Origin of the sequence: Nonlabens arenilitoris, assembly GCF_002954765.1 — a bacterium.
Lineage (GTDB): Bacteria > Bacteroidota > Bacteroidia > Flavobacteriales > Flavobacteriaceae > Nonlabens > Nonlabens arenilitoris.
Window position 1 is genome coordinate 2,547,036 of sequence record NZ_MTPW01000001.1, and the last position, 18,121, is coordinate 2,565,156.

Annotated in this window: 14 protein-coding genes and 1 pseudogene; 7 read left to right on the plus strand and 8 right to left on the minus strand. The window is 36.2% G+C overall.

Annotation, left to right across the window (positions count from 1 at the left end; translation table 11 throughout):
* Together BST92_RS11350 and BST92_RS11355 are read right to left on the minus strand one after the other, a co-directional pair.
* Window positions 1-2,949 (minus strand): amidohydrolase family protein, encoded by a 2,949-nt coding sequence (locus BST92_RS11350; protein ID WP_105071559.1) that lies wholly within the window; start codon window positions 2,947-2,949, stop codon window positions 1-3.
* 86 nt (window positions 2,950-3,035) lie between these two features.
* A complete protein-coding gene (locus BST92_RS11355; protein ID WP_211292486.1) occupies window positions 3,036-4,097 on the minus strand; it encodes a DUF3810 domain-containing protein in 1,062 nt (353 codons plus the stop codon).
* A gap of 135 nt (window positions 4,098-4,232) precedes the next feature.
* On the opposite strand from BST92_RS11355, the gene BST92_RS11360 reads away from it, so the two are divergent.
* Window positions 4,233-5,402, plus strand: a complete 1,170-nt coding sequence (locus tag BST92_RS11360) for a GlmU family protein (RefSeq protein WP_105071560.1) — start codon at window positions 4,233-4,235, stop codon at window positions 5,400-5,402.
* On the opposite strand, the gene BST92_RS11365 is transcribed toward BST92_RS11360, so the two are convergent.
* Complete coding sequence (locus tag BST92_RS11365) at window positions 5,399-5,803, minus strand: lipocalin family protein (protein WP_105071561.1); 405 nt, start codon at window positions 5,801-5,803, stop codon at window positions 5,399-5,401. The genes BST92_RS11360 and BST92_RS11365 overlap by 4 nt on opposite strands.
* A 98-nt stretch (window positions 5,804-5,901) precedes the next feature.
* Here BST92_RS11365 and BST92_RS11370 point away from each other — a divergent pair, with 98 nt between their 5' ends.
* Window positions 5,902-8,283, plus strand: a complete 2,382-nt coding sequence (locus BST92_RS11370; RefSeq protein WP_105071562.1) for a zinc-dependent metalloprotease — start codon at window positions 5,902-5,904, stop codon at window positions 8,281-8,283.
* Window positions 8,284-8,285: 2 nt separating this feature from the next.
* Here the strand turns inward: BST92_RS11370 and BST92_RS11375 are convergent, their stop codons facing one another.
* Window positions 8,286-9,878 (minus strand): ABC transporter substrate-binding protein, encoded by a 1,593-nt coding sequence (locus BST92_RS11375; RefSeq protein WP_105071563.1) that lies wholly within the window; start codon window positions 9,876-9,878, stop codon window positions 8,286-8,288.
* A 32-nt stretch (window positions 9,879-9,910) separates the two neighbouring features.
* Window positions 9,911-10,731 (minus strand): annotated as a pseudogene (locus BST92_RS11380) (UDP-2,3-diacylglucosamine diphosphatase).
* A 173-nt stretch (window positions 10,732-10,904) separates the two neighbouring features.
* Here BST92_RS11380 and mtaB point away from each other — a divergent pair.
* The 3 genes from mtaB (at window position 10,905) to BST92_RS11395 (ending at window position 13,354) form a co-directional block, all read left to right on the plus strand.
* Entirely contained in the window at window positions 10,905-12,224 is a 1,320-nt protein-coding gene (gene mtaB / locus BST92_RS11385; RefSeq protein ID WP_105071564.1) for a tRNA (N(6)-L-threonylcarbamoyladenosine(37)-C(2))-methylthiotransferase MtaB, read from the plus strand.
* A 90-nt stretch (window positions 12,225-12,314) separates the two neighbouring features.
* Window positions 12,315-12,653 carry a PadR family transcriptional regulator gene (locus BST92_RS11390; protein WP_105072262.1) on the plus strand — a complete coding sequence of 113 codons (339 nt, stop codon included), beginning with the start codon at window positions 12,315-12,317 and terminating at the stop codon, window positions 12,651-12,653.
* Complete coding sequence (locus BST92_RS11395) at window positions 12,650-13,354, plus strand: hypothetical protein (protein ID WP_105071565.1); 705 nt, start codon at window positions 12,650-12,652, stop codon at window positions 13,352-13,354. Before BST92_RS11390 ends, BST92_RS11395 begins: the two co-directional genes overlap by 4 nt.
* Window positions 13,355-13,430: 76 nt before the next feature.
* Here the strand turns inward: BST92_RS11395 and BST92_RS11400 are convergent, their stop codons facing one another.
* The 3 genes from BST92_RS11400 to BST92_RS11410 all read right to left on the minus strand — a co-directional run bounded on the left by BST92_RS11400 (window position 13,431) and on the right by BST92_RS11410 (window position 15,567).
* Window positions 13,431-14,216, minus strand: a complete 786-nt coding sequence (locus BST92_RS11400) for a chorismate synthase (protein ID WP_105071566.1) — start codon at window positions 14,214-14,216, stop codon at window positions 13,431-13,433.
* A 3-nt stretch (window positions 14,217-14,219) separates the two neighbouring features.
* Window positions 14,220-14,678, minus strand: a complete 459-nt coding sequence (locus BST92_RS11405) for an energy transducer TonB (RefSeq protein ID WP_105071567.1) — start codon at window positions 14,676-14,678, stop codon at window positions 14,220-14,222.
* Window positions 14,679-14,796: 118 nt separating this feature from the next.
* Window positions 14,797-15,567, minus strand: coding sequence for an energy transducer TonB (locus BST92_RS11410; protein WP_105071568.1), 771 nt, complete (start codon window positions 15,565-15,567; stop codon window positions 14,797-14,799).
* 51 nt (window positions 15,568-15,618) lie between these two features.
* Here BST92_RS11410 and aroC point away from each other — a divergent pair, with 51 nt between their 5' ends.
* Window positions 15,619-16,683 (plus strand): chorismate synthase, encoded by a 1,065-nt coding sequence (gene aroC / locus BST92_RS11415; protein ID WP_105071569.1) that lies wholly within the window; start codon window positions 15,619-15,621, stop codon window positions 16,681-16,683.
* A 32-nt stretch (window positions 16,684-16,715) separates the two neighbouring features.
* Window positions 16,716-18,044 (plus strand): dicarboxylate/amino acid:cation symporter, encoded by a 1,329-nt coding sequence (locus BST92_RS11420; protein ID WP_105071570.1) that lies wholly within the window; start codon window positions 16,716-16,718, stop codon window positions 18,042-18,044.
* Window positions 18,045-18,121: the final 77 nt, after the last annotated feature.

An 18,121-nucleotide genomic window follows, 5' to 3' on the forward strand; every position in this document is an offset into this window, starting at 1 on the left:
TTACCATTCTAGCGTGTTACACTCATAAAGAGTTTTAGTAGATTGTTTAGGCTCTTGTGTTTTAAGTCCTTTATTCTTTGCAGCGATCATTTCATTGATGAGCTGCTGGCGTTCTTCTTTTATGCTTTCGCGAAAGCGTAAATCACGTTCCTTATCAAAAAACACAATCCCATCGATCATAGTGACCTCGGCAGTTGCGGTTACTGATAAAGGATTATCTGACCAAAGAACTAGATCTGCATCTTTTCCAGTTTTAATACTTCCTGTACGATCATCGATATGTAAAAGTTTTGCAGGATTTAAGGTTACAAATTTCCAAGCATCTTCTTCGCTCACGTTACCATACTTAACAGCTTTTGCAGCTTCTTGATTTAAACGTCTAGACATTTCAGCATCATCAGAGTTGATTGCGGTTACAACACCTTGAGAATGCATAATGGCTGCGTTATAAGGTATCGCGTCGTTAACTTCATATTTATAAGCCCACCAATCAGAGAATGTAGATCCACCTACACCATGTTCTCTCATCTTATCGGCCATTTTATAACCTTCGAGAATATGCGTAAAGGTGTTGATACGGAAACCGTGCTTCTCAGCCACTTTCATTAACATATTGATTTCGGTCTGTACATAAGAGTGACAAGAAACAAATCGCTCGCTTTCTAGAATTTCTAGAATAACTTCCATTTCTTCATCATAGCGGAAATTCTTTTTGCCTTTAGAGTCTGCATATTCTCTTGCACGCGTAAAGTAATCTTCAAATACTTGTTCTACACCCATACGAGTCTGTGGGAAACGCACGCCGTTTTGGTAACGAGATTGTTTTACATTTTCACCTAATGCAAATTTTATAAACTTAGGACTGTCAGAATAAATCATTTCTTCTGGAGAATAGCCCCATTTCAATTTGATAATTGCACTACGTCCACCTATAGGGTTTGCTGATCCATGTAAGAGTTGTGAGGTTGTCACTCCACCAGCAAGGTCTCTGTAAATATTTACATCTTCGTGATCTACGACGTCTTCAATAGTAACCTCGGCAGTAGAATTGTGTCCTGCTTCATTGACACCATTATCTATAGCGATGTGACTATGTTCATCTATAATACCGCTAGTTAAGTGTTTTCCTGTAGCATCGATTACTCTAGCGTTACCAGCACTAAGGTTTTTACCTATCTTATATATTTTACCATTTTTAACCAGTACATCTGTGTTTTCTAAAATTCCATCTTTCTCATTAGTCCATACGGTCGCGTTGCGATACAGTATAGTCTCTTCTTGAGGTTTTGTAGCGCTTCCATAGCTTACATTTGGAAAGGTGAGTGGACCTAAAGTTTTAGTTTCCTTTTTCTTTTCATCCTTCTCTTTTTCATCCTTTTCTTTCTCAACATTTTTAGTTGCGGTAAAAGAAACTTCATTACCATTTGCTAGGTATGCAGTACCTGTCAAACGATCTTCTTTAGAAACTTTACTAATCATTCTAGTAAAGGTCTTATCATCTGCATTTTTTTGAGAAGCCGTAATAGTAATCCAATTACCATCATAAGCGATTTTTCCACCTAATTTAGTACTGTCTATTTTGATACTTACTTTTTTAGCATCTCCAGAAATATCCATTTTATAGGTATCTCCTGCGATAAGAGCCGTGTAAGATCCATCGATATCCTTAAGGTGACGATCTTTAATGACATGCTTAGAGCCTTGAACCCAATTTTCATAGATTTTACTATCTTCCTCAAATAATGGCCCAGAAGTCATAATAAAGTTAGCGACTTTACCTTTTTCAAGAGTTCCTACCATATCGCTTACGCCCAAAATCTGTGCAGGCTTAGTCGTTAATGCTGCAAGAGCTTGGTCTTCAGTAAGTCCATATTCCATCGCCATCTTTAATTTCTCCATCAATTTATCTGGTGATTTTAAGCCTTGACTAGTGATGGCATAATTAATTCCGGCTTTAGAAAGTAAAAATGGATTTGCAGGTGCTTGTTTCCATTCACGCATATCTGCTAGATTCACATACCATTCTTGATATGGGTTAGTCACATCATAGGCATCTGGGAAATTTATAGGTAGAATTAATGACGCATTAGTTGCTTTTATATCGTCTATCATTTCATAAGCGTCTTCACCACCTACAATAACAAATTGTTTACCGACACGATCACCCATTTTATCTACTCTCAATACATTTTTTTTATCGCCAGCTTCAATAATTTGAACTAAGTTTTTATTAGCGACTAGGGCTTCAAGAGATAGATCGCGTGTAGTACTATTTCCTTTTGAATACCAGTCTGCATCAAAATGAGTCTGGCGCAATAATGCCAGTGTACCCATTAATGAAGTAGGATAAGATTGTCTAGTTTGAACACTACGTTTCAAAGAAAAGAAGTTACCGCTTTCTTTTTTAAGAATGCGCATCCCATCATCTCCATTATTGTTTAGTGCCACCAGCATACCAGTTCCTCGAGCAATACCGTCATTCATGTGTGTTTGAACCGCACCATAACCAGCATCAATCATATTTTTAGCTTCTTTCTCATCATATTTATAGAAGTCTAGTGCATCCTGCTCTGCGCGGATGTGGTCGTTCCAGTAAAAACCTTGACGGCTTTCATCATATTGCTGACCGCTGCCCGAAGCACGTTTAGCCTTTTCCATTCCAAAATCTGCATAAGGCTCGATAAAAGATGGGTAGATGTAACTTCCATTTGCATCCTGAATAACTGCTCCGGTAGGAACGGTTATACCGCTTCCTATATTAGAGATTTTACCATCCTTAAGGATAATTGTTCCATTAGTAATAACGGTGCCTGGTTGAGTAACAATAGTCGCATTGGTAATGGCAACTATAACCTCACCACGTGCAGATATGTCGTCGTTATTAGGGAAGTAGTCCTGCGCACTGGCTATACCACATGCTAGGAAAATGAGTAGTAGAACTCGTTTCATTAATAAAGTTTTTGAATTTAGCTTTTAAAGATAGGTATTCCATAAATCCACAATTCTTAAAAAGTGTTAAGGAAATAAACAACTTATCAGCTATTAACTAATAATGCGACTACATAACTATAAGTCTTCATCCCATCTGGTTGATTGTTTGCTTTTAAATACTGATTGTAAGTAGCTTGTGATACTTGCTCAATAACATTATCATCATATGGAGCCCAGAAGTCTCTCAGTTCTTGATAGTTTTTTAAAATACCTGGCCTTAGATCAGCTTTTATTTCCTCAAAAGCCTCAGGATCTTTAGTGTATAAATCGTTCAATAAATACTTCAACCCAAAAATGCTTGCGCTGTATTGGAAATGTACATCTTCGTGATTCAGTCCAGCTTGAATGGCAACATAGTTAGCCTCATTTTCTTTTGCAAATCCCAGCTGGTGCGACATCTCATGCAATATCAACACAGGTGTTTTATAGCAATTGATCCATGCATTAGTATGAGCTTCGCCGGTTATCGGATTCAAATAACCACTGTATCCCATTTGAGTTAAAGGCATCGTGAGTAATGACTCCTTGATACTATTCGGTCTCAGACTTTGTTTTAATTGAGGTTGCGGTAAATTCTCAAATCCGCTGGGTGCGATTTTAAATAGTTCTTTTTGTGATCGATTAAAGGCTACCGGCAAACTATCGACAGGTTGCAAAGATTCATGTAATCGATTTGAAATAATCGTATAGTCTTCTACTGTCTTCTTTAGTTGATCAACGGTATATTCTCGTTCAATATTTAGCGTCACATTCAGCGGCTGTCTATAATAATTAAATCCCCATAAAACTTGAAAAGTGAGTAAGATGATGTTTAATGAAAATAGGAGTTGCGTATAACGCTTTCGCGAAAGCGTAATTAAATCCATCTTACTGATCCATAACCATCTTAATATCATTACAATTCCTGCCATGTACATCAGGTCACCAAAGGATATTGGAATCCAACCTAATCCGATGCGCATGGCTTTAGAGATATATGGATATATCCCATTACTGTAATATTTTTCGATAAATGATGGGAAATTTCTAAGATTATAATACGTCAGTATTTGTAGAGCCAGAAGGCCTATCGCTATTACTACATGACGTTTTCTAGTTCCGAGCATGGTGCTAAGATACTTTTTAAACTTAAAACTAAATTTAAATCAAAACTTAAAATACTTAGTAACCCTACAACCTAAAAACCCAGTACCTAAACAAACCAAAATCTCTACCTTTGCACTCGCAAAACTTTTCGTCCCATGAACTACATTCTAGCCGACTTTAATAAACATAAAGCTCTTTTACCTTTTACGTATACTAGACCTACAAGTGAAATACGCTGCGGAATTTTAACCTTAAAAGAGAAATGGGAACAAAGGCTAAATGCTAATGTTAGTAATCTGACAGAAGATTATCTACAGACTAAATATCCACTGACTGATACTAATGATAACGTCGTTATTGCGGGAAATATCTTTGCGACAGATGAATTATGTGAAGCAATAAACGCACTGAAATTAGGACAAAAACTAATGTATAACGATACCATTGTAGCTTATCGTGCTACAGCGGTACATACACCAACTATCGAGTTAACGCAAGTACTTTTTGAAGGTGATTGTGATGGGATTGATCATACCTGGGATATTTTCTCAAAAAATGGAAAAGCACTAGAAGCAGACTTTGAGCTGATTACAACAGGAAGAGTTAGTCAACCTATTCCAGATAATGTGCAGACCATCAATCCAGAACGTATTTTTATAGAAGAAGGAGCTGTACTCAATTTTGCGATTCTTAATGCGAGTAGCGGTCCTATTTATATAGGTAAAAATGCTGAGGTGATGGAAGGCAGTATTATACGCGGTGGATTTGCCTTACTAGAACACAGTGCAACTAAACTGGGAACAAAAATTTATGGACCTACAACCGTTGGACCTCATTCTAAAGTAGGTGGTGAGTTGAGTAACTCAGTGATTTTTGGATATTCAAATAAAGGGCACGAAGGTTTCTTAGGCAACAGCGTCCTAGGCGAATGGTGCAATATAGGTGCAGACTCTAATACGAGTAACCTTAAAAACAACTATGCCGAGGTAAAACTATGGGACTATGAAACCGGACGTTTTGCCAAAACTGGTTTGCAATTTTGTGGACTAATGCTAGGCGATCATTCAAAATGTGGAATCAATACCATGTTCAATACTGGTACAGTAGTAGGCGTGAGCGCTAACATCTATGGTGCAGGATATCCTCGCAATTTTATTCCATCTTTCAATTGGGGTGGACCTCAAGGTAACATGACCTATAAGACTAATAAAGCCTATGAAGTTGCAGATGTGGTGATGAAAAGGCGAGGTCTTTCATTACAACAAATAGATATCGATATATTAGATGCAGTATTTGAGAAAACTGCCGCTTATAGAAAAGACTAGTTAATTTTTCTATATCTAGATTCACACGCCTCAATACATATATAGCTTATATCCATGGTAAGATTATCTATACTGTATGAGATAGGTAAGTTTATGGAGCCACAGTTTGCGTTGATGGTGTTATCCATGGTGTTATAAGTTCCATTAGTAGCAGTACTAGTGGTTATGGATATATCGCACACATTTCCATTAGATGTAAAAGTGCCGTCTGAATTAAATGTAATGGTTTTATTACTACTAACAGATCGAAAAGTACCACTACCATCACCTGGATCAGACAGACTTGCCGTTAATTGCCAGGTGCCTACTATGTCGTTAGTGAGAATATTACCTGCGTCATCGCTAGAGTCGCAACTGATCAAGAGAATTATTCCTATTACGGTGAAAAGTATTTGTTTCATGGTCTTTTATATTAAGATGCTACTATTCAAAAATAGTTGCTTTTAACTAGCAAAATACTCAAATCTCTTTTCTTAACTTACGGCTTTAATTCAAGAACATGAAAAGAATTCTATTTATAAGTACTTTAGTTTTGTTTTATTCCGCTTTCGCGAAAGCGCAATCACAATCATCCAAACAAGAATTTAAAGGCTACTATAACTTTACTTACTCTGAAGATAAAGGTAACATACTTCTAGAAGTCAAAGATTTAGATAAGGAATTTCTATATGTTTATTCATTAAGTACTGGTTTAGGATCTAATGACATAGGTCTCGATAGAGGTAAGTTGGGTGATGGAGTTGTGGTCAAATGGGTGAAAAGTGGTCATAAATTACTACTCATGCAGCCCAACCTTAAATACCGTGCGAGTAGTGATAATGAAAAGGAACGCGCTTCTATCAATCAAGCATTTGCACAGTCGGTTTTATACGGTTTTGAAATAAAATCACAGAAAGATGGTGTTTACACGATTGATATAACGTCGTTTTTAATGCAGGATACTTTTGGTGTAGCGGCAACACTCAAACGAAACAAAGAAGGTACTTACAAAGTAGATAAATCTCGCAGCGCTTTGTGGATGGAAAACACAAAATCTTTCCCTGAAAATAGTGAGTTTGAAGCCATGCTCACTTTTACAGGAACACCGACTGGTCGCAACCTAAGAAGCGTCGCACCAGATGCCAAAGCCATTACGGTTATACAACATCACAGTTTTGTAAAATTACCAGATGCTGGATATCAGCCTCGCGTTTTCCATCCACGTAGTGGTTCTTTTTATGTGAGTTATATGGATTATAGCACACCAGTTTATGAACCTATTCAAAAACGTTTTATAACCAGACATCGATTAGAGAAAAAAAATCCTGACGCTGCTTTAAGTGAACCAGTAGAGCCTATTATTTATTATCTAGATCCTGGTACACCAGAGCCTGTGCGTAGTGCCTTATTAGATGGAGCTGGCTGGTGGAATACCGCTTTTGAAACTGCAGGATATAAAAATGCATTTCAAGTAAAAATGTTACCCGATGGCGCAGATCCTATGGATTTAAGATATAATGTCATTCAATGGGTACACCGCAGCACACGAGGCTGGAGTTATGGCGCGAGCATTACGGATCCACGAACAGGCGAAATCATCAAAGGTCATGTAAGTCTAGGAAGTTTGCGTATAAGACAAGATTTTATGATCGCTCAAGGTTTACTTAAAGAACCTTTTAAAGATAGCGATGAGAACCACAATGAGATGATGGAACTAGCACTAGCACGTATCAGGCAATTAGGAGCTCATGAGGTAGGACACACGCTAGGCTTTGCCCATAATTTTGCTGCCAGTACTAATGATAGAGCTAGTGTGATGGATTATCCACATCCTAGATTAGATTTAGTTGATGGAGAAATAAGTCTTGAAGATGCTTATGATGAAGGAATGGGCGCATGGGATGATTTAACGGTTCAATATTCTTATGGAAACCCAGATAAGACTCAATCTGAAGTGCAATATTTAAAAGGTATTATTGATAAAGCTACTGCTCAAAATTTAAGATTTATATCAGACAGTGATTCTAGAGCTGCTGGTGGCGCACATGCTCAAGCTCATTTATGGGATAATGGAAGTCAACCTGGAGCAGAACTAGAGCGTATGCTAGAAATACGTCAAGTAGCGATGAATCAATTTAGTATTGATAACATCAGGACAGATGAGCCGCTAAGTGTGCTGGAAGATGTTTTTGTACCTGTTTATTATGGCCATCGTTATCAGGTAGAAGCAACCGCAAAATGGATAGGCGGAATGGAATACAACTATGCTACAAAAGGTGATCCTGTAGAAATGAGATATCTTTCAAAACAAGAACAAATGAGTGCTTTAAAAGCTCTTTTAAAAACTCTTGAGGTAGAACAATTAATGATACCGACTGATTTACTAGAGTTGTTCCCACCACGAGCTTATGGTTACTCTCGCGGTAGAGAAAGTTTTAAGAGTGAAGTAGGCGTGGCATTTGATCCATTGCATGCTGCTGCCAGTAGTGCAGACATGACATTGAGTTTCTTAATGCATCCACAGCGTGTGAATCGATTGGTTCAAATTAAAGCTATAGAGCCAGATAATCTAGGACTAAAAGAATTATTAGAAAACATAACCGAAGTAGTTTTTGAAAATGAAACCAATTCTAACTATCAAAATGCCATTGAGCAGCGCGTTCAAGAACGACTCGTCATGCAATTGATAAATGCTCATGCTAACTCACGAACAAATGTAGCGGCTAAAGGTTTGATCAGAAGTCAATTGTTAACCATCGACAAGAAACTTAAAAGACTTAAAAATGCCATGGCTCTAGAATTACGTTCTCAAATCGAGCAGTATTTTAAAGATCCAACTAAGTTTAAAGTCATCACATTACCTAGTTTACCGGATGGTAGTCCTATAGGTTGTGGTGAGTAGGTTTAATTTGTTTTCCCAACTCTTGTCAAATCCAACATATTCACTGCATTAGTTTCTAAACCGCTGACTTTTTTACTGATAAAACGTACACTTTCATCATAATAAAGAGGAACGATAGGAGCTTCACTTATAATGATAGAATCCATTTTTATATAGAGTTCTTTACGATCTGTAGCGTTAGGCAAGGTGAGTGCTTGCTCGTAAAACAGGTCGTATGTATCATTTTTAAAGTGCGTGTAGTTAGGTCCGTTAGGAGAGAAGTTTTTAGAATACCCTAGCGATAAATAATTCTCGGCATCGGGATAATCGGCAATCCAGCTCGAGCGGAAGATATCTAGTTTTCCAGCACTACGGGCTTGGCGTAATGTAGATGGTGGCATGACTTCTACAATTGTTTTCACACCTATTTTTTCAAGTTCTTTCTGAATGAATTCGCACAGGTCTAGATAATTAGCACCAGTGGTAATCGTAATTTCGGGATTAGTGTCACCAGTTTCAGTAATATATTGTTGTACTAATCGTTGTGCTTCATGGATATCATATTCATAACCTTTTACCACGCCACCAGCTGGTAGTCCGGCAGGAATGAGTCCGCTAGTTGCAGGAATACCTATATTGTTGCGCAGGTATTTGATCATCTTCTTTCTGTCAAATCCTTTATTAATCGCCTGTCTAATCAGTTTGTTTTGTAGTTCTGGAGTGTCGCTGTCTAGGTATAAACCTAGATATTCTGTATTTAAAAATGGAGCTTTTACTAATTTAGTGGTAGATAAGTATTTTGATTTTAATTCTCCAGTAGTAGTCAGCAATTCATCTTTATAACTAGGATCAATAGCATTTATAAAATCTAAATTTCCTTGAGCATATTCTAGGAATTCACTTTGTTTATCATTTTTAAAAGTGATGGCGACCGCTTCTAGGTAAGGTAATGCTTTGCCAGTACTGTCTTTTTCGTGATAGTTGTTATTCTTGCGCAGTACCATTTTTACATTTTCTTCCCATCGTTTTAAATAGAAAGGTCCAGTGCCCACAGGATTTGAACGGTATTCATTTCCATATTTTTCTACAGCTTCTGGTAATACCACACTACAAAATTTCATGGTAAGTAATCCTAAGAATGCTGGAAATGGCTTTTTTAAAGTGATTCTTAATTGGTGCTCATCAATCGCGTTTATCGCAGCAACGTTAGACATTACCCATGCACCAGGAGATGCTACCGCTGGATCTGTCAATCGTTCTAGGGAATATTTAAAGTCTAGTGCGGTTACTGGTCTCGCTTTCGCGAAAGCGTTTACTTCTTGAAAATAAATATCTTTCTTAAGTTGAAAAGTATAAACCAGTCCATCTTTACTGATGACCCAATCACTAGCAAGATCTGGAACTACCTCGAGATTGTTATCCAGTTTTACCAGTCCATTATAAATTAAATTGCATGCCCATATATTGCGCTGATCTTTTGCAAATGCAGGATCTAGAGTGGTGATGTTTGCATGTTCATTATATCTGAAAACTGTTGTTTCATCAATGGTAATACTAGTATCACCGCAATTGATGAATAGGAGCGACAGTAATAAAAAACAGCATTTTTTAATCATGCTGTAAATATACTTTAACTCTTATTTTTTAATCAATTTTGAGTTACTAAATGAATGAGCGATGCGGCGTCTGGGATATGTAGACTTTCTTCTTCAGAATTTTTGGAATGTTCTTCTGGCTGGCAAGTGATGATATTCCACTGGTTATTGTGATATTCTAACGCGGTTAAATTTTCTACCCAATCACCACTATTAAGGTATAACGTGCTTCCTTTTGTATTAGTGATGACTCGTTTTTGTGGTTGATGTATGTGTCCACATATCACAGTGTCATAGCCATTTTCGATAGCTAGATCTGTAGCTGTTTCTTCAAAATCAGTGATGAATTTAACAGCTCCTTTTACAGATTTTTTAATCTTTTTAGACAGTGAATACCTGTCTTTGCCCATTTTAAGTAAAAACCAATTGATTATTTGATTGATTAAAATCAGTAGGTCATAGCCCAACCACCTAATTTTGCGAGCCATTTACTGTGTTGAATGGATGCGTCAAAAACATCACCATGAAAAATCCATACTTTTTGATGATTCAATTCTAGTACTAATTTATCTACTAAGGTAATATTCCCTAAAATGGTAGGCGAGAATTTGCGCAACATCTCGTCATGATTACCTGTTATATAGGTAACTTCAGTTCCTTTACTGGCCATGTTTATAATGGTTTTTAAAACCTTTAAATGCGACTGCGGGAAATATCTTTTTCTAAACTGCCAGATGTCAATGATATCACCATTAAGTATGAGTTGGTCTGGTCTAATGGATTTTAAATAGGTGTTAAGTTCTCTCGCATGGCAACCATAAGTGCCTAGGTGGACATCTGATATAACAACTATATTAACGGGTCTTTTTTTCAAAGCTACTCTGTTTATTCAAAGTAATTATATCCTTAGCGATTCTGTATTAACCTAAGATTAAATGAAAGTTAGCTTTTAAAAATTAATTTATCGCAACAACTCAATAAGGCTAAGAGTATTAACAGATACCTAACGAATACTTCTTATCTTTGCCGGCCTATTTAATTACCTCTATGTCTACAGAAATCGCTACAAAATCTGTTGCTTTTTATACACTAGGTTGTAAACTCAACTTTAGTGAAACTAGTACAATTGCTCGCAATTTTGAGCAAGAAGGATTTGAGCGCGTTGATTTTGAAAAACGTGCAGATATTTATGTTATTAATACTTGTAGTGTAACTGAAAATGCTGATAAACGTTTTAAGTCTATCGTAAAAAAGGCACAACAACTTAATCAAGATGCCTTTACAATCGCTGTAGGCTGCTATGCTCAATTAAAGCCTGAGGAATTAGCCGCTGTTGATGGTGTAGATTTGGTACTAGGTGCTACAGAAAAATTTAAAATTACAGATTATCTTAATCAATTAAGTAAAGAAGAGCCTACGCAGATTCATTCTTGTGAGATTGATGAGGCAGACTTTTATGTAGGATCTTATTCCATAGGCGATCGTACTCGTGCTTTTTTAAAAGTACAAGATGGTTGTGATTATAAATGTACTTATTGTACTATTCCATTAGCGAGAGGTATTTCAAGAAGTGACACACTAGAAAACGTGATGGAAAATGCTCGATTGATATCTGAGCAAGGAATTAAAGAAATCGTGCTTACTGGAGTGAATATAGGAGATTATGGAAAAGGTGAGTTTGGTAATAAACGACATGAGCACACTTTTCTTGATCTGGTTCACGCACTTGACACAGTCAACGGAATCGAGCGCTTGCGTATTTCTTCTATAGAACCTAATCTTTTAAAGAACGAAACCATAGAATTTGTGTCTGGAGCAAATGCTTTTGTACCACACTTTCACATACCGCTTCAAGCTGGTAATAACGAGTTGTTGGGTAAAATGAAACGTCGTTATAATCGCGAACTTTATGTAGATCGAGTGACTAAAATTAAAGAAGTCATGCCAGATTGCTGTATAGGTGTGGACGTGATTGTAGGTTTTCCTGGCGAGACTGATGATCATTTTCTAGATACCTATAACTTCTTAAGTAATTTGAATATTTCTTATTTACATGTTTTCACCTATTCTGAACGTGATAACACTGAAGCTGCTACTATGGAAGGTGTAGTACCTAAAAAAGTACGTGCAAAGCGTTCAAAGATGTTGCGTGGACTATCTGTAAAGAAACGTCGTGCGTTTTATGAAAGCCAGTTGGGTAAGACCAAAACAGTACTTTGGGAAGCAGAGAATAAAGAAGGATTTATTCAAGGGTTTACAGAAAACTACGTAAAGGTAAAAACTTACTGGAATCCAGAATTAGTGAATGAACTTCAAACAGTAACGCTAGACGTTATTGATGAAGATGGACTGGTGAGAATCGTTTAGAATCCTTATGACGCTTTCGCGGAAGCGTAAAATCACAGATTTATTTGTTTACTTAAGAATCTTATGTATATTTACATAAGAACTTTAGGTATGTCTACATCACAATTGTATCGAGGAAGTCTCACCACCATAATTCTCAAGTTACTCGAGGAAAATGGAGAAATGTACGGTTATGAAATCACTCAACGAGTTAAAGAATTAACGCAAGGTGATTTAGAAATTAAAGAAGGAGCGCTGTATCCATCATTACATAAAATGGAAGCGGCAGGACATCTTACCGTTACTGCAAAGAAAGTAGATAATCGAGTACGCAAGTATTATGATATCACACCAGTAGGAAAAGAAGAGACCGTTAACAGGCTTGCAGAACTAGATGAGTTTCTAGCAAACATGCAACGTATTATTAATCCTAAACTAAGTTTTGAATGAAATTAAACGACTCTCAAATAGAAGACTTATATGCTTTTACTAGAAAACACTATGTTGAGTATTATGATTTACAAACAGAGCTTGTGGATCATCTTGCAAATGCAATCGAAGATCAATGGGAATTAAAACCTCATTTATCCTTTGAAGACGCGCTGCAAATAGAGTTTAAGAAATTTGGTGTGTTCGGGTTTATGGAAGTCGTCGAAGAACGACAAAAAGTGCTATCCAAAAAATATTCTAAGTTGATTTGGAAACATTTAAAGGAGTATTTTAAGTTGCCCAAAATCATTCTACTTATAAGTTTGACCGTTGGGTTATACTACCTTATAGAACTGGCTATTGTAAACAGATCTGTATTAACCATTCTACTTGCATTATCCTTGATCGCTTATGTTGTAGATGCCATAATTCATGTTAAAATAAATAAGGCCAAAAAGAATAGTGGTGAAAAGAAATGGATGTTTGAAGAGATTATACGTCAGTATGGTAGTGGATTGTGGTTGTTTTTTGTTCCTATACAAGGAATCAATATTTTGAACTCTAGTGGTATCGATTTTGTAGAAAAGAGTCCTGTATTTATTGCGGTCTTCAGTTTTGTTTTTGTTTTATTGTTCATGACTAGCTATATCATACAATTTGAAATTCCTAAAAAGGCAGAGCAGTACCTAGAAGAAACTTATCCAGAGTACAAACTTGTATAATAAAGACTATTGTTAAAGCATAAAAAAAGTCCTTTTCAGAATATGAAAAGGACTTTTCTAGTTTTAAATACTCTTTTTAATTTACAGTGTAAATAGTTAAGTCTTGAGTGGTTAGTACACTTGCACTTTGTGGTACAGGTAGATTAACGCCTAATGAAGAAAAGTCTTCAAGCATATAGTCTAATTGATTATCAGACTTTACTAGTCCTACATCTTGTGCCCAGTAATTATCTACTACTATTACATCTTGTGCGTCTAATAAGGTAATCGTCTGTGAAATAGGACCTATAGCAATGTCTGTACTAATACTTACATTAATGATAAGTTGTGAGTGCAATAAGTCCGTAAACGTTCCAGCCGGAACTGTTATACTCGATTGATCTGCTAATTGTTTAGTAGAAACAACATAGTTAATGTCTAGGTCATAACCATCTACGGTTTCTGTAAACGTACCAGAAGTTGTGTAAAGCTCTTCATTATTATTAGCGTTTTGATCATATAATATACCGTCTACGATATCAATAGAGAAATCACCAACACCTTGAAAATCAAAACCGATAGTTCCGTTACCGATTAATTGCCCATTTGCAGCGGTTAACTCACCACTAGAAAGTACGCCTGTCATTAATCCAGCAGGAACTGCAGGATTTGCAGTTAGTGTGTAATTAGAACCTGAAACAGAACTTACCGTCAGTTCATCACTAGAACTATCAGTTCCAGTAGCAACATCATAAGTCCATGTATTATTGGTTGCTAGTGGTAAATAACTAAAGTTATCATTGCTACGTCCAGTATCATCACTTTCTGTACAAGAAATGACGGCAACACTAGCAATACAAATTAAAGCAATCTTCTTAAACATCTTTTAATTATTTTGTGGTTGAGAAGGAGCTACAAGTGAATTAGATATTTTCTTTTTTGCAGGCTCTACAATAAGAGGTAATGTATATGTAACTGCCTTAGATTCACCTTTCATAGTTCCTGGAGTCACTTTAGGTAATAAAGAAAAAATCCTTATGACTTCTTCTTTAATATCATTATTAAGAGCTTTAACTTTTACATCTGTAAAATCACCATCTGTAGTGATTGTAAATTGAACAATGACTTGTTGTTTACTGGATAAACTAGAAGTAATTTTACTGTTAAAATTCTTAGTGATTTCTTCTTGTAATTTAGCTTGGAAACATTCTTTGTCACCATTATCGCAACCAGGATAAGTAGGTGCTTTTTCAATTACTGCATAAGATACATCTTTAGCCGCTTGAACTTGAGCTGTAAGAGTTACACTTGACAATACAGCTATAAAGAATATAATTTTTTTCATGTTATTTATTTATGGGATAAAGATATCAATTTTTAAAGGCTTTACTAGAGATTCAACTTTAAGCAAATATGATTAAGACGAACAGACTTAATTAATCGTTGAAAAACTATTTAATTTATTAATCTACAGTAAAACGTATAGGTATAGTATAAGATACGACTACTTTTTCTCCATTTGTATATCCAGGTGTGACCTGTGGTAATTGCGCCATAACACGATGAGCTTCTAGATTTAAGAACTTATTTTTACCAGTAGCTTTAATATTACTAATATGTCCTGTTGTGTCAATTTCATAATTAATATACGATCTTATAAATCCTGTATTAGAAGTCACCTGGGCGATATCTACATCTATAGTACGTACGATATGTTTTGCAACACCGCGAGACATGCAGTTGTTCCATGTTTCTTGTGGTAAAGTTTCACAACCAGGATACATCGGTGGAACTTCAATAACTTTAATTGCATTTTTAAACTCAGTAGTGTCTTTTAAGCGTTCTATTTCTGTCGTTAATGGTGCTTTTGCTTCATTATTAATCAACATTAATTGTTGCGCTTTTTTCTTTTCACTATTACTTACATCGGTAGCATTAATGATGCTTTGATAAATAATGTTAGCCTCATCTTTTTTGCCTGTAACCTGTAGTATCATTGCTTTGTAACGTTGTGGAGTATAATCTCCATTATTAAGCTGTAAAGCCGTCATGTGATCTATATTTAATATGGCGCTAGAATACTGTTCTCTACCTATTAATTCTTTGGCATTTTGAAATCGATCGCGATATTCTTGATAATCTGATTTATTTCTATCATTATTCATTGTAGTTTTTTGAGAACCACACGCCATTGTTAATAATACAGTAATGGTTAATAGTATAGATTTTTTCATTGTATGAATTTGTGTCCAAAGTTATGAATATGTCTGACTATATTTGTGCATATGGCAGGAAATACATTTGGTACAATTTTTAAGCTCACCACATTTGGTGAGTCACACGGTATAGCAATAGGTGGAATAATAGATGGTTGTCCAGCTGGTTTAAAGCTAGATATGGAAGCTATTCAACGAGATCTGGATAGACGTAGACCAGGACAAAGTAAAATCGTAACTCAACGCAAAGAGTCTGATACCGTACAATTTATGTCTGGTATCTTTGAAGGTGTGACTACCGGTACGCCTATAGGATTCCAAATTGTCAATGAGAATCAAAAATCTAAAGATTACTCACATATTAAAGATACTTACAGACCTAGTCATGCAGACAAAGTGTATGATGATAAATACGGTGTGCGCGATTATCGTGGTGGTGGACGCAGCAGTGCTCGAGAAACAGCAAGTAGAGTAGTGGCTGGCGCCATAGCAAAACAGTTATTGAACTCTTTTAAAATTAATGCTTTTACTAGTAGTGTCGGCGATTTGTTTATCGATAAACCTTATCAAGATCTTGACTTTAATGAGATTGAAAATAATGCAGTAAGATGTCCAGATTCCGCTTTCGCGAAAGCGTTTGAAGAAAAAATAATGCAAGTAAGAAAGGCAGGAGATACCATAGGCGGGACGATTACTTGTGTGATACAAAATGTACCTAGCGGTCTAGGAGAACCTGTATTTGACAAACTCCATGCAGACTTAGCCAAAGCGATGTTGTCCATTAATGCCGTAAAAGGATTTGAATATGGTAGTGGATTTTGTGGCGCTAAAATGAAAGGAAGTGAACACAATGATCTTTATAATGAAGATGGAACCACTAAAACTAATTTAAGTGGTGGAATACAAGGTGGAATCTCTAACGGGATGGATATTTATTTTAGGGTAGCCTTTAAACCAGTAGCCACTTTAATTCAAAATCAAGAAACAATTAATAGTGCTGGTGAAAAAGTGATGATGCAAGGTAAAGGTAGACACGATCCTTGTGTAGTACCTAGAGCGGTGCCTATTGTTGAGGCTATGGCGGCACTAGTTCTAGCAGACCATTTTTTAAGAGCACGAACTACAAGATTATAAAATATTATATTCGAACAGAATTAAAAGTATACATGAAGAAACTAGCACTACACTGGCAAATTTTAATAGGAATGGTTCTCGGAATCGTTTTTGGGTTTATCATGACTCAAGTAGATTGGGGAAAAGAATTTGTAGGTGATTGGGTCAATCCTTTTGGGACCATATTTGTCAATTTGTTGAAACTAATTGCGGTACCATTAATTCTAGCATCATTAATCAAAGGTATCTCTGATTTAAAAGATATTGCAAAATTCCGCAATATGGGATTGCGTACGATTGTTATTTATATATGTACGACTATAATTGCAATTACTGTAGGTCTAGGTTTAGTAAATCTATTTGCACCTGGAGATGGTATTTCTAAAGAAACTATTGCAAAACTGAGCTCTACCTATGAAGGTAATTCTAATATAGCTGGTAAACTGGCTACCGCTGCACAAACCAAAGACGCTGGACCATTACAAGCGCTAGTGGACATGGTGCCTAGTAATGCGGTCGCTGCAATGTCTAATAATAGTTTAATGCTACAGGTGATCTTCTTTGCGATTTTCTTAGGTATATCTATGTTATTAATAGGTGAGAAAAAAGCAGAACCTATGAAGAACTTCTTTGATAGTTTAAATGATGTTGTCTTAAAAATGGTAGACTTGATCATGCTTTTTGCTCCGTTTGCTGTGTTTGCTCTATTAGCAAATGTGGTTGTAAGTGCAGATGATCCAGAGGTATTACTAGCACTTTTATTTTATGCACTAACAGTGGTAGCTGGATTGCTTATTATGATTGTTATTTACTGTTTGATATTTGCATTGTACGTAAAGAAATCTCCGTTCTGGTTTTTACAAAAAATTGCTCCTGCTCAATTATTAGCTTTTTCTACTAGTTCTAGTGCTGCTACATTACCAGTTACTATGGAAAGAGTTGAAGAGCATATGGGTGTAGAGAAAGAAGTGTCTAGTTTTGTATTACCGGTAGGTGCAACAATAAATATGGATGGAACCAGTTTATATCAAGCTGTAGCCGCAGTGTTTGTTTGTCAAGCGTTAGATATTGATTTAACCTTCAGCGCACAGTTGACCATTATTTTAACCGCATTACTTGCTTCTATAGGAAGTGCTGCCGTACCAGGAGCAGGAATGGTAATGCTCGTGATTGTACTGGAGTCTATTGATTTTCCTAGTGAATTATTGCCAGTAGCTCTTGCCTTAATTTTTGCGGTAGATAGACCTTTAGATATGTTGCGAACTACAGTTAACGTGACAGGAGATGCAACAGTAGCATCTATTGTTGCAAAATCTCTTGGTAAATTTGGTAAGCCTCATGTAGAGAATTGGGATGATAACCTAGAAGATGTAACTTCTTAACGTTATGTTAATAAAAAATTAGGTATTTCACCGATTTGTTAAAGACTAAATAACAATGAACTGAAACGAATTAGGTA